The 12,652-nt window shown below is 71.2% G+C and carries 10 protein-coding genes; 3 read left to right on the forward strand and 7 right to left on the reverse strand.

Going from position 1 to position 12,652, the window contains the following annotated elements; translation table 11 throughout:
• The first annotated feature begins 176 nt into the window (after positions 1-176).
• The 3 genes from H4W31_RS07845 (at position 177) to H4W31_RS07855 (ending at position 5,108) form a co-directional block, all read left to right on the forward strand.
• Positions 177-1,688, forward strand: coding sequence for a 3' terminal RNA ribose 2'-O-methyltransferase Hen1 (locus tag H4W31_RS07845; RefSeq protein WP_192766052.1), 1,512 nt, complete (start codon positions 177-179; stop codon positions 1,686-1,688).
• A 1-nt stretch (position 1,689) separates the two neighbouring features.
• Positions 1,690-4,251, forward strand: a complete 2,562-nt coding sequence (locus H4W31_RS07850; protein ID WP_192766053.1) for a polynucleotide kinase-phosphatase — start codon at positions 1,690-1,692, stop codon at positions 4,249-4,251.
• Positions 4,252-4,394: 143 nt separating this feature from the next.
• The gene (locus tag H4W31_RS07855; protein WP_192766054.1) at positions 4,395-5,108 is read left to right on the forward strand and encodes a DedA family protein; all 714 of its coding nucleotides are present in this window, start codon (positions 4,395-4,397) and stop codon (positions 5,106-5,108) included.
• A 65-nt stretch (positions 5,109-5,173) separates the two neighbouring features.
• Here H4W31_RS07855 and H4W31_RS07860 read toward each other — a convergent pair whose 3' ends face one another.
• The 7 genes from H4W31_RS07860 to clpB all read right to left on the reverse strand — a co-directional run bounded on the left by H4W31_RS07860 (position 5,174) and on the right by clpB (position 12,503).
• Positions 5,174-6,028, reverse strand: coding sequence for a class II aldolase/adducin family protein (locus H4W31_RS07860; RefSeq protein WP_192766055.1), 855 nt, complete (start codon positions 6,026-6,028; stop codon positions 5,174-5,176).
• Positions 6,029-6,122: 94 nt separating this feature from the next.
• Entirely contained in the window at positions 6,123-6,500 is a 378-nt protein-coding gene (locus H4W31_RS07865) for an ArsR/SmtB family transcription factor (protein WP_007073957.1), read from the reverse strand.
• 57 nt (positions 6,501-6,557) lie between these two features.
• On the reverse strand, positions 6,558-7,097 hold the full coding sequence (pyrE, locus tag H4W31_RS07870; protein ID WP_192766056.1) for an orotate phosphoribosyltransferase: 540 nt from the start codon (positions 7,095-7,097) through the stop codon (positions 6,558-6,560).
• A gap of 187 nt (positions 7,098-7,284) precedes the next feature.
• Positions 7,285-8,061, reverse strand: coding sequence for an SDR family NAD(P)-dependent oxidoreductase (locus tag H4W31_RS07875; RefSeq protein ID WP_225946288.1), 777 nt, complete (start codon positions 8,059-8,061; stop codon positions 7,285-7,287).
• A 362-nt stretch (positions 8,062-8,423) separates the two neighbouring features.
• Positions 8,424-9,218, reverse strand: coding sequence for a hypothetical protein (locus H4W31_RS07880; RefSeq protein ID WP_318783079.1), 795 nt, complete (start codon positions 9,216-9,218; stop codon positions 8,424-8,426).
• 204 nt (positions 9,219-9,422) lie between these two features.
• The gene (locus H4W31_RS07885) at positions 9,423-9,800 is read right to left on the reverse strand and encodes a hypothetical protein (RefSeq protein ID WP_225945433.1); all 378 of its coding nucleotides are present in this window, start codon (positions 9,798-9,800) and stop codon (positions 9,423-9,425) included.
• 111 nt (positions 9,801-9,911) lie between these two features.
• Positions 9,912-12,503: an ATP-dependent chaperone ClpB gene (gene clpB / locus H4W31_RS07890; RefSeq protein WP_192766058.1), complete on the reverse strand. Its 2,592-nt coding sequence runs from the start codon at positions 12,501-12,503 to the stop codon at positions 9,912-9,914.
• Positions 12,504-12,652: the final 149 nt, after the last annotated feature.

Consider the following 12,652-nt stretch of genomic DNA (forward strand, 5'->3'; position numbering starts at 1 on the left):
CGACGCCACCCTATTCGCACCGCTCCCCAACAGCGCCGTCGCCGTCGACGGCGCCGGTACGGCGCAGGCACCGAGGCTGCGCCTGCGACGGGCGGACAGCGACATCGATACCGTCGTTCCAGGGGCGGCGGTAAACGGGGCGACGGGCCCTGCGGCGACCTGTCAGCATGGTTGCCGTGTTGATCACCGTGACCACCACCCACCAGCCGGCCACCGACCTGGGCTACCTGCTCGTCAAGCATCCGGACCGGATGCACTCGTTCACGGTGCCCACCGGTACGGCGTACGTGGTGTATCCGGAGGCCAGCGCCGAGCGGTGCACCGCCGCGCTGCTGCTCGACACCGATCCGCTGGCCCTGTCCGGTGGCCGCCGTCGGGGCAGGCCGGGCCGGGGTGCCGGCACCGCCACCCCCGACGACTTCACCCTCGGCCAGTACGTCAACGACCGCCCCTACGCCGCGTCGAGCCTGCTCTCCTCGGCACTGTCCATCGTGTTCCGTTCCGCACTGCGGGGTGCCTCGAAGGACCGTCCGGAGCTGGCCGCGACGCCGATCCCGCTGGAGCTGCGGGTGCCCGCGCTGCGCTGCCGGGGCGGGGCCGAGCTGGCCGGCCGGCTGTTCGCCCCGATGGGCTGGACGGTGAACGCCAGCGCAATCCCGCTCGATCCCGAGCATCCCGCCTGGGGCGACAGCCGATACGTCGACCTCACCCTTCGCGGAACGCTCCGGCTCGCCGACGCGCTGAACCACCTCTACGTCCTGCTGCCGGTGCTGGACGACGCCAAGCACTACTGGGTCGCGCCGGACGAGATCGACAAGCTGCTCCGGGCCGGCGCGGGATGGCTGGCCGACCATCCGGAGCGGGGCCTGATCACCCGGCGTTATCTGGCACACCGGCGGGCGCTGGCCGGAACCGCGCTGGCCCGGCTCGCCGAGTTGCGGCTGGCGGACGAGCCGGCCGAGGTGGACAGCGTCGTGGAAGTCACCGACGGCGGGGCCGACGAGGATGCCGGGATGCCGGGCACGGTTGTCCGGCAGCCGCTGGCGGCACTGCGCCGGGCCGCCGTACTGGAGGCGCTCCGCTCCAGCGGTGCCACCCGGGTTCTCGACCTCGGCTGCGGCGGCGGCGCGCTCCTGACCGACCTGGTCCGGGACCGCCGCTACACCGAGATCGTCGGCACCGACGTGTCGTCCCGGACCCTGGACCTCGCACAGCGGCGGCTGCGCCTCGACCGGCTGCCCACCCGGCAGCGCGACCGGATCAAGTTGTGGCAGTCCGCGCTGACGTACCGGGACGACCGGCTGCGCGGGTTCGACGCCGCCGTACTGATGGAGGTGATCGAGCATCTCGATCCACCTCGCCTGCCGGCGCTGGAGGCGGCCGTGTTCGGCCACGCCCGGCCGGAGACGGTGATCGTGACCACCCCGAACGTCGAGTACAACGTGCGTTATCCGGGCCTGCCCGCCGGCACCTTCCGGCACCGCGACCACCGCTTCGAGTGGACCCGGGCCGAGTTCGCCGACTGGGCCGAGGGCGTCGCGGCGAGGCACGGCTACACCGTGACGATCAGCGGTGTCGGTGACGAGGACCCCGAGGTGGGCGCCGCCACCCAACTCGCCGCCTTCACCCGGTCCGCCCCCACCGCACCGCCGGCACCAGCGGCACCGGTCGTGGGAGAGGAGAGCTGAGATGACCACACTGGACATTCCCGAGCTGGCCCTGGTTGCCCTGGTCGGCATCTCCGGGTCGGGCAAGTCGACCTTCGCCCGCCGGCACTTCGGGCCGACCCAGGTGCTCTCCTCGGACACCTTCCGGGGCATGGTGGCCGACGACGAGAACGACCAGTCCGCCTCCACCGACGCGTTCGACGTACTGCACTACGTGGCCGGGAAGCGGCTGCGGTCCGGTCGGCTGACCGTGGTCGACGCCACCAACCTCCAGCAGCACGCCCGGGCCGGACTGGTCACCGTCGCCCGGGAACACGACGTACTGCCGGTGGCGATCGTGCTGGACGTGCCCGAGCCGCTGTGCTGGGAGCGTACGCAGGGCCGGGCGGATCGGACGTTCGGCCGGCCCGTACTCGGCCGGATGCAGCGCGACCTGCGGCGCAGCATCGGACGGCTGGAGCGCGAGGGCTTCCGGAAGGTGCACGTGCTGCGCGGCGTCGAGGAGATCGAGGCCGCCGAGATCCGCTACGAGAAGCTGTACAACGACCGCCGGGAGCTGACCGGCCCGTTCGACATCGTCGGTGACGTGCACGGCTGCCGCGCCGAACTGGAGGCGCTGCTGGTCCGGCTCGGCTGGACGCTGCACCGCGACGAGGCCGGGCGGCCGGTGAACGCGGTCCATCCGGAGGGACGTACCGCGATCTTCGTCGGCGACCTGGTCGACCGGGGGCCGGACTCGCCCGGCGTACTCCGGCTGGTGATGGGGATGGTCGCGGCCGGTACCGCGCTCTGCGTGCCCGGCAACCACGAGCAGAAGCTGCTCCGCAAGCTGCGCGGCCGTAACGTCACGGTCTCGCACGGCCTGGCCGAGACGCTGGCCCAGCTCGACGCCGAGTCCCCCGGCTTCGTCGCCGAGATCTCCGCCTTCGTCGACGGCCTGGTCAGCCACTACGTGCTGGACGGCGGGCGGCTGGTGGTCGCGCACGCCGGGCTGAAGGCGGAGTACCAGGGCCGGGCGTCCGGCCGGGTCCGGGCGTTCGCGCTGTTCGGCGAGACCACCGGCGAAACCGACGAGTACGGCCTGCCGGTGCGCTACCCGTGGGCCCGGGAGTACCGAGGCTCGGCCATGGTCGTCTACGGCCACACCCCGACCCCGGTACCCGAGTGGATCAACAACACCATCTGCATCGACACCGGCTGCGTCTTCGGCGGCACGCTGACCGCCCTGCGTTATCCCGACCGGGAACTGGTCTCGGTGCCGGCCGCCAGGGAGTACTACCCGCCGGCCCGGCCGCTCCTCGTCGAGCCGGGCCGGACGGGTGGAACCCCGGGCGACGCCGAGCGGGACGACCTCGGGCTCGACCTGCGGGACGTCGCCGGACGCCGGCACATCGACTACGGCTACGGCGCGGTGACCGTACCGGCGGAGAACGCCGCCGCGGCGCTGGAGGTGATGAGCCGGTTCGCCGTCGATCCGCGCTGGCTGCCCTGGTTGCCGCCGACGATGGCACCCTGCTCGACCTCCACGGTCGAGGGGTTCCTGGAACATCCGGCGCAGGCGTTCGACGACTACCGCAGCGCCGGGGTGGACCGGGTGGTCTGCGAGGAGAAGCACATGGGCTCCCGCGCGGTGGTGCTGGTCTGCCGGGACGACGGCACCGGCGCCCGCCGGTTCGGCCCAGGCGACGGGGTCATCTACACCCGCACCGGCCGGCCGTTCTTCGGCGGGGAACAGGACCGGGCCCTGCTGTCCCGGGTACGCGCCGCCGTCACCGCGAGCGGGCTGTGGGCGGAACTCGACAGCGACTGGCTGCTCCTCGACTGCGAGCTGCTGCCCTGGTCGGCGAAGGCCGGTGGACTGATCCGGGAGCAGTACGCCGCCGTCGGCGCGGCGGGACGGGCGGCGCTGCCGGCCGTACTGGAGCTGCTGGACCGGGCCGACGGGCGGGCCCTGCCGGTCGGCGAACTCCGGGACCGGATGGCCCGGCGGCACGCGGACCTCGTCCGCTACACCGAGGCGTACCGGGGGTACGTCCGGCCGACCGACGGTCTGGACGGGGTGACCCTGGCGCCGTTCGCCGTGCTCGCCAGCGAGGGGGTCACGCACACCGGTCGGGACCACGGCTGGCACCTGGCCCTGGCCGACCGGCTGTACACCGCCGATCCGGAGCTGTTCACCCCGACCCGTCGCCGGGTGGTGGACCTCGCCGACCCGCAGGCGACCGCCGAGGCGACCGACTGGTGGCGGGAGCTGACCGACTCCGGCGGCGAGGGAATGGTGGTGAAGCCGTACGCCGGGCTGGCCGCCCGGGACGCCAAGGGTCGTCTGCTCCAGCCGGGGGTCAAGTGCCGTGGCCGCGAGTACCTGCGGATCATCTACGGCCCGGAGTACGCCGAACCGGAGCAGTTGGCCGTACTCCGGGACCGGTCGTTGGGCCGCAAGCGGGGGCTGGCCCTGCGCGAGCACGGGCTCGGCCTGGCGGCGCTGGACCGGCTGGCCGAGGGCGCTCCGCTGTGGCGACGGCACGAGTTGGTCTTCGCGATCCTCGCCAACGAGTCGGAGCCGGTCGATCCCCGGTTGTAGACCGCCTCGATCTCCGGGGCCGCACCGGCGTCGCCGGCATCGCCCGACGGCTGCCGGTGCGGTCCGCCTAGACTGCTGTGGTACCCGCCACCATGCTGGCGGGTCCCTCGCCGCGCCACGCCGAGAATTCCGGAGGTCTGCTCGTGCCGACGCCCACCACCACGCTGGCCCTAGGTCCTGAATTCCTGGATCCGGAGTGGTTGATCTCCACGTTCGGGCTACTCGGCATCCTGGCCATCGTCTTCGCCGAATCCGGCCTTCTGATCGGCTTCTTCCTGCCCGGTGACTCGCTGCTGTTCACCGCCGGACTGCTCACCGCGGACGGCGAGTACATCACCTACCCGCTGTGGCTCGTCTGCCTGCTCATCACGGTTGCGGCGATCGCCGGGGACCAGGTCGGTTACGCGTTCGGCAAGAAGGTCGGCCCGTCGCTGTTCCGGCGGCCCAACTCCAAGCTGTTCAAGCAGGAGAACCTGCTCAAGGCGCACGAGTTCTTCGAGAAGTACGGAGCCCGCTCCATCGTGCTGGCCCGGTTCGTGCCGATCGTCCGGACCTTCACCCCGATCGTCGCCGGGGTGAGCGGGATGCGCTACCGCACCTTCGTGATCTACAACGTGATCGGCGGCGTCCTCTGGGGCACCGGGGTCACCGTGCTCGGCTTCTTCCTCGGCCAGATCCCGTTCGTCAAGGAGAACATCGAGCTGATCCTGATCGGGATCGTGTTCGTCTCGGTGGTGCCGATCGCCGTCGAGCTGCTGCGGGCCCGGCTGGCGGCCCGGCGTGGCACCACCCCGGCCGAGCAGGCCGAGTTGGAACACGCCGCGCAGGAGGCCCAGCGGCACCGGCGCGAGTACTAGGCAGTCGCGAGTACTACTCAGTCGAGTACTAGGCAGTACGGACGGAATCGAAGCGGGTCGGCCGGTCAGACGCTGGTCGGCCCGGTGTCGTTTATCCGGGCGAGAAACTCGGCGGGGCAGTCGGGAAGGTCGTCCAACCGTCCGGCGGCCAGCGCCCGATAGGTCAGCCGCGCCGCTTCCTCGAGGTTGGCGGCCCGCTTGTGGGCCAGTTCCACGCTGTCGCCCAGCACCGAGCAACCGTGCTGGCTCAGCACCAGGCAGTTGGTGCCGTCCCGGGCCGCGTCGGCGGCCAACTCGGCGAGTTCGGTGGTGCCGGGCGACCGGAACGGTACCCGGGCGACCCGACGCAGGTAGAAGTTGTGATCGGTGGTGACCAGCCGGATTCGTTCGCCCAACGCGTCGAGCAACAGGACCGTCTGCGGATGCAGGTGCACGATCGCCTGGACGTCCGGACGGGCCCGGTAGGTCGCCAGGTGCAGTCCGACCTCGCTCGTCGCCATCGGCTCCGGCATCGTCGACTCCGGCATCGTCGGCTCCGGGAATGTCACGGAGTCCGGAGACGTGACGGGGTCCGGCAGGGTCACCGGGACACGTGGCGCGGGCGGCCGGACGCCGTCCAGGATGGTTGATCCGTCCTGGACAGTGAGCGGACCCGGCAGCACCGACCCGGCCGGATGCACCGACTCCGCCGGGTACACCGACCCGGCCGGGTACATCGCCCCGTCCGAGATCCGTACCCGGACGAAGGAGGCCCGGTCGAGCCGGTCCAACCAGGTGCCGCTCGCGGTCACCCAGCAGGAATCACCGTCGGGCAGCCGGGCGGACAGGTTACCGCCAGAGCCGACCACGAGGCCCGCCCGCACGACGTCGTGTCCGACGTACGCGAGCTGATCCCGCAGGTCGCCCTGGAGGTAGTTCACGCCGCTGGTCCGGCTGGACCCACCGCGCCATCAGCGGTTGGACCGCCTGGCGCCGTCCTTGACAGGGCGGACACCAGACGGGCCGCGCGCTGAGTCAGCGAGCCTTCTTGGTGGCTCGCTTACGCGGCGGGGTCAGCAGATCGGCGATCGTCGCGATCGCCGTCGGCACCAGGCGGTAGTAAGCCCACACGCCCCGCTTCTCCCGCTCCAGCAAGCCGGCTTCGGTGAGGATACGGAGGTGATGGCTCACCGTCGGCTGAGAGAGGCCAAGCGGCGCGGTGAGATCACACACGCACGCTTCGCCCTCGGGCGCCGACTGGATGAGGCTGAGCAGCCGCAGCCGAGCGGGGTCAGCGAGGGCCTTGAGGACCCCCGCAAGCCGCTCAGCGTCAGCACGCTCGATCGGCTCGCCGGCAAGCGGCGAGATCTGAGGCATAGTCATTTCGGCCAACGCAGTTCCCACGTATTCCATCCTTCCACCAGCAGCATCGACCCGCCTGCATATCAGCAGATCCGAATCGGCAAACTTTTAGGCCACTAGGCCGAGGTCAGCCAACGTATAGGCTGCCCGGTATGGCAATCCGGCGGCTCGTACGGCGTCGCCCGCACCTCGATCAACAATAACCGCCACGCCCACGACCACGGCCCCGGCCTCTTGTAACGCCTCCACTGCGGTCAGCACACTGCTTCCCGTCGTAGAGGTGTCTTCGACCGCCAACACTCGGCGACCACGCACCTCCGGACCTTCGATCCGGCGCTGCAGACCATGCGCCTTACCGGCCTTGCGCACCACGAAGGCATCCAGCCGACGCTGCGTCGCCGAGGCGACGTGCAGCATCGAGATGGCAATCGGGTCCGCACCCAACGTCAGGCCGCCAACCGCCTCGAAGTCCCAGTCCGACGTGAGGGCAAGCATGGTCCGACCAACCAACGGTGCCGCCGCGTGATGCAGAGTCACTCGCCGCAGATCGACGTACCAGTCCGCCTCACGACCTGAGGACAACACAACCCGTCCGTGTACGACGGCGAGGTCAGTGATGAATTTACGCAGGTCGTCGTGGTCCCCCATGGCGGGTAAGGGTACTGCGCCGAAGTGAGAGCCGAACGGCCGACCCGGCGGCAGGCCCGGTCAGGCCGCTCGGATGGTGGCCGACGAGGCGTAAAATCGGCTACTCTCCGCACTGAATCTTGCCCATGCGCGGGTGCCACGCACCTCGCCGGTCGGGTCAACCGCATCGACCACACCGCGTGAGTGATCAGCCCTCCGTGCGACCGGTCCGACCCCGGGTGTCCCGGGCCACCGCCCGCCACAGTCGATTCGGCGCGTGCCGCAGGCCGAAGACCACCAACTTGTACTTCCAGTCCGGCACGCTGACCATGCGGTCCCGATCCAGGTCACGTAACGCGTCCCGGACCACGTCGTCGGCCCGCAGCCACATCCACTCCGGAGTCTTGGCCGTGTTGATGCCGGCCCGGTCGTGGAACTCGGTACGGGTGTAGCCGGGGCAGAGCGCCATCACCCGTACACCGGCCGGACGCACCGACTGGGCGACCGACTCGCTGAAGTTCGTCACCCAGGCCTTGCTGGCCGAGTACGTCGACCCGGGCATCACCGGCCCGAAGCCGGCAACGGAAGAGACATTTATCACTGCCCCACTGCGCCGCTCGGTCATCCCAGGCAGGGCGGCAAGGGTCAGCCGGAGCACCGCGTGCACGTTCAACCGGAGCAGTCGCGACTCGTCCTCGACGGTCGAACGGACGAAGGACCGGTTGAGGCTGATCCCCGCGTTGTTGACCAGAACGTCGATCGGTTCCGACGTGTCGGCCAACCGCCGCTCCACCGTCGCGCAACCCTCGTCAGTGGCCAGGTCGGCGGGCAGGATTCCGACGGCGACGCCGTACCGCGTGGTCAGCTCGGCCGCCGTCTCGGCGAGCCGCTGATCGTCCCGGGCCACCAGCACGAGGTGGTAGCCCTCCTCGGCGAGCCGCCGTGCGAAGGCCGCCCCGATCCCGGCGGTGGCGCCCGTGATCAGGGCCCGTGCCGACTGTCCGGCCCGGTCCCCGGCCGATCGCCAGGCATGGCGGGACGCGCTGCCGTGCCGGGTGGAGGCTTGGGCCACGGGCGGTTCCTCGGGTCGGCGGCTTCCAGGAGGTGGCTCGGACCGCAGTAACCGGGCGAGCGCGGTCGTCCGCGCGCCGGGAAACAGCGACGGCACCACGGGGCGGTACCGCTCCCACAACGTAGCGGAGCCGCCCCGGCCAGAAAAGAGCGACTCCGGACGGACCCCGACGCACCGGTACGGGACCGGCGATCCGGCCGGGCTGGCGATCCGGCCCCGGACGCGAAGATCCCCCGGCGGTACGTCGAGTCCGGCCGGGGGATCGTCGCGCGAAGTCAGCTGGTCGGTGGGTTGCTCGGTGGTCCGGGCGGGTTGTTCGGCGGGTTGCCGGGCGGGTTGTTCGGGTCGGTCCCGGACGGCGGCGTCTGCCCCGGGTACGCCGGATACGCCGGATCGGCGCCCGGCGAGGGCGACTGCCCCGGATAGCTGGGGTACGCCGGGTCCACCCCGGCCGACGGTGCCTGCCCCGGGTACGCCGCCCCCGGTACCGGAGGCTCGAAGCCGGCCGGCTGCTTCCGGAAGAAGGCGTTGGACGCGGGCAGCGCCAGCAGGACGATCGCGGCCAGCAACGCCACGAAGACGAGGATCGAGAAGATCAGGGTGAGCGGCCCGCTCCACGACGGCAGGGCCGCCTCCAGCCGTTCCTGGATCACCTGCGGATCCGGCATGTCTCCTGTGGAGCTCGTTCCGGTGTTCATGCCACCGGCCGCCGTACCGCCGAGGCTGATCCCGGTGCAGCAGGCCCCGAGACCGGCCACCACCCAGGTGGTGATCCGTGCGGCGTTGCGCCCCTGGTTGTTCAGCAGCGCCAGCACCACGAAGGCGGCGGCGAAGAGCAGTTGCACCACCGCGAAGAACGCGGTGACGCCGACGATGAAGCCCTCCGCGCCCTCGACCGACGTCCCGGCGTACGCGTCACCGAAGATGTCCGAGACGGTGCCGAGGGTGGCCAGGCCGGTGATCGCGACGACGGCGAGCAGTACGGCCGCCGCGTAGAGCAGGTAGCTGGAGATGGTGACGCTGCCCGGACGCGGCCTCGCGGCCACCGGAGGATTCACTGGTTCCGACACGGCTCTCCCTTCCCTAGATGAAGTCCCTGGCTCAGGATTTCCCGAAGTCGGGTTCCCCGAATCAGGTGTCTCCCGGAGCAAGATTCCCGAATTTCGGACCACCGTATCGGTAGGCACCTCATCGACGGTTGGCGAACCGCCGCTGACGGCGCCGAGGACTGGCCCGCGACCAGGGCGGACGGCCGGCCGGACCGGTCGGGACAGTCAGTCCTGCCCGAGCCGCGCGGCGGCGTACTCGCCCAGCGTGGTCTGGTCCATCAGGCAGCCGCTGAACGTGGTCAGCTCCGCCTCCTCGTCGACAAGTGCCCGCCAGGCGGCACGGGCCGCGGCGGGATCGACCTCGCCGAGCAGGGTGGCGGCGTACGCCCGACCGGCGGCCGAGCCGTTGCCCAGCAACCAGTCCAGCCGGGACCGGACCGCCTCGGCCCGCTCGGGCAGCGCCGCCTCGATCACCCGGTACGCCTCGGTCGGCGGCAGGACCTGGCCGGCGAGGCCCACCCCGCCGAACGCGACGACGTCGGCGGTGGCCAACTCGCGCACCGCCGACGTCAGGTCGTCGAACTGTCCCGGCAACTCCGTCATGCCGTTCATCCTCGCCCGGCGGGCAGCGGTTCGCCCGTCGGAGCACCGCCCGGTCCCCCGGTGCGCTCTCCTGCCCGCTCCGAGGCGCTCGTGCCCGTTCCGAAGCGCCGGTCAGGCCCGGACGACCGTCAGGCCCTCCTTGGTCTCGGCCAGCTCCACCCGCACGGTGTCACCGTCGCGTACCTCCCCGGCCAGCAGGGCCCTCGCCAGCCGGTCGCCGATCGCCGACTGCACCAGTCGACGCAGCGGCCGGGCGCCGTAGATCGGGTCGTACCCGTGGTCGGCCAGCCAGGTCCGGGCCGCGTCGCTCACCTCCAGGCCAAGCCGACGTTCGGCGAGCCGCCGCCGGAGCCGGTCGAGCTGGATGTCGACGATGCCGCGCAGTTCCGGACCGGTGAGCGTGGCGAAGACCACGATGTCGTCCAGCCGGTTCAGGAACTCCGGCTTGAAATGGGTCCGGACCACGGCGAGCACCGCCTCCCGGCGCTCCTCCTCCGAGAGCGTCGGATCGGCGATCGTGGCCGAGCCGAGGTTGGAGGTGAGAATCAGGATCGCGTTGCGGAAGTCGACCGTCCGTCCCTGGCCATCGGTGAGCCGGCCGTCGTCGAGCACCTGGAGCAGGATGTCGAAGACGTCCGGATGGGCCTTCTCCACCTCGTCCAGCAGGATCACCGAGTACGGCCGGCGGCGTACCGCCTCGGTGAGCTGCCCGCCCTCCTCGTACCCGATGTAGCCGGGCGGGGCACCGACCAGCCGGGCCACCGAGTGCTTCTCGGCGTACTCGCTCATGTCGATCCGGACCATCGCCCGCTCGTCGTCGAAGAGGAACTCGGCGAGCGCCTTGCCCAGCTCGGTCTTGCCGACCCCGGTCGGGCCGAGGAAGAGGAAGCTGCCGGTGGGCCGGTCCGGGTCGGCGACGCCGGCACGGGCCCGGCGTACCGCGTCGGAGACCGCGCCCACCGCCTCGGCCTGGCCGACGACCCGGCCGCCGAGCGACGACTCCATCCGGAGCAGTTTGGCGGTCTCGCCCTCCATCAGCCGGCCGGCCGGGATGCCGGTCCAGGAGGCGACCACGGTGGCGATGTCGTCGGCACCGACCTCCTCCTTGAGCATCGCCCCGTCGGCCTGGAGCCCGGCGAGTTCCGCCTCGGCCCGGGACAACTCGCCCTGGAGGCCGGGGATGCGGCCGTACCGCAGTTCGGCGGCGCGTTCCAACTCGCCGTCCCGCTCGGCCCGCTCGGCCTCGCCACCGAGCCGTTCCAGCTCCTCCTTGGCGGTGGAGATCCGGGTGATGTGATCCTTCTCCAGCCGCCACCGCTCGCTGAGCGCGGTGAGCTGCTCCCGCTTGTCCGCCAGCTCCCTGCGGAGCCGTTCGAGGCGTTCGGCCGAGGCCGGGTCGGGCTCCTTGGCCAGCGCCATCTCCTCGATCTCCAGCCGGCGTACCGCCCGCTCGATCTCGTCCACCTCGGTCGGCCGGGAGTCGATCTCCATCCGGAGCCGGGAGGCGGACTCGTCGACCAGGTCGATCGCCTTGTCCGGCAGGAACCGCTCGGTGATGTACCGGTCGGAGAGGCTGGCGGCGGCGACCAGCGCGGCGTCGGTGATCCGTACCCCGTGGTGCACCTCGTAGCGTTCCTTGAGGCCGCGCAGGATGCCGATGGTGTCCTCGATGGTCGGCTCGCCGACCAGGACCGGCTGGAACCGCCGCTCCAGCGCCGGGTCCTTCTCGATGTGCTCGCGGTACTCGTCCAGGGTGGTCGCGCCGACCATCCGGAGCTCACCCCGGGCCAGCATCGGCTTGAGCATGTTGCCGGCGTCCATCGACCCCTCGCCCTTGCCGGCGCCGACCACGGTGTGCAGTTCGTCCAGGAACGTGATGACCTGGCCGTCGGAGTTCTTGATCTCCTCCAGCACCGACTTGAGCCGCTCCTCGAACTGGCCCCGGTACTGCGCCCCGGCGACCATCGCGCCGAGGTCGAGCGAGACCAGTTTCTTGTCCCGCAGCGACTCGGGCACGTCGCCGGCCACGATCCGCTGGGCCAACCCCTCGACGATCGCGGTCTTGCCGACTCCGGGCTCGCCGATCAGCACCGGGTTGTTCTTGGTACGCCGGGACAGCACCTGGACGACGCGGCGGATCTCGGCGTCCCGGCCGATCACCGGGTCGATCTTGCCTTCCCGGGCCAGGTCGGTGAGGTCGACGCCGTACTTCTGCAACGCCTGGTAGGTCTGCTCCGGGTCGGCGGTGGTGACCCGGCGGTCGCCGCCGCGTACCGCCGGGAAGGAGGCGACCAGGTTCTCCTCGGTGGCTCCCGCGCCCTTCAGGGTGCTCGCGACCGCGCCGCCGACCCGGGCCAGCCCGGCCAGCAGGTGTTCGGTCGAGGTGTACTCGTCGCCGAGCGGGCGGGCGATCTGTTCGGCCGCACCGATGGCGTTGACGAACTCGCGGGACAGGCTCGGCTCGGCAACGCTGGAACCCCGGGCGGCCGGCTGGTTCTCCACCGCCCGGGCGGCGGCCCGCCGGACGTCGGCCGGATTGGCCCCGACGGCCCGGAGCAGGCCGGCTGCGGTGGAGCCGCCGGTATCCAGCAACGAGAGCAGCAGGTGCCAGGGCTCGACGGTGGCGTGGCCGCGCTGGTTCGCCGTCGCGACGGCGCCGGTGATGACTTCGCGGGTCTTCGTGGTCAGACGTTCGGCGTTCATGGGCTCCCAATACGGTCCGCCGGCCGCGGTACGGGCCGGCATCGGCAGCGTGGCGTCGGCGTCGCCGCCCAACGGGCGACACCGCCTCCAGTACTGACGACACAATCAGAGTTGAGTCTATTCCACTCAACTTCACCACCGTGACGTCG

This window comes from Plantactinospora soyae (assembly GCF_014874095.1).
In the GTDB taxonomy this organism is placed as follows: Bacteria; Actinomycetota; Actinomycetes; order Mycobacteriales; family Micromonosporaceae; genus Plantactinospora; species Plantactinospora soyae.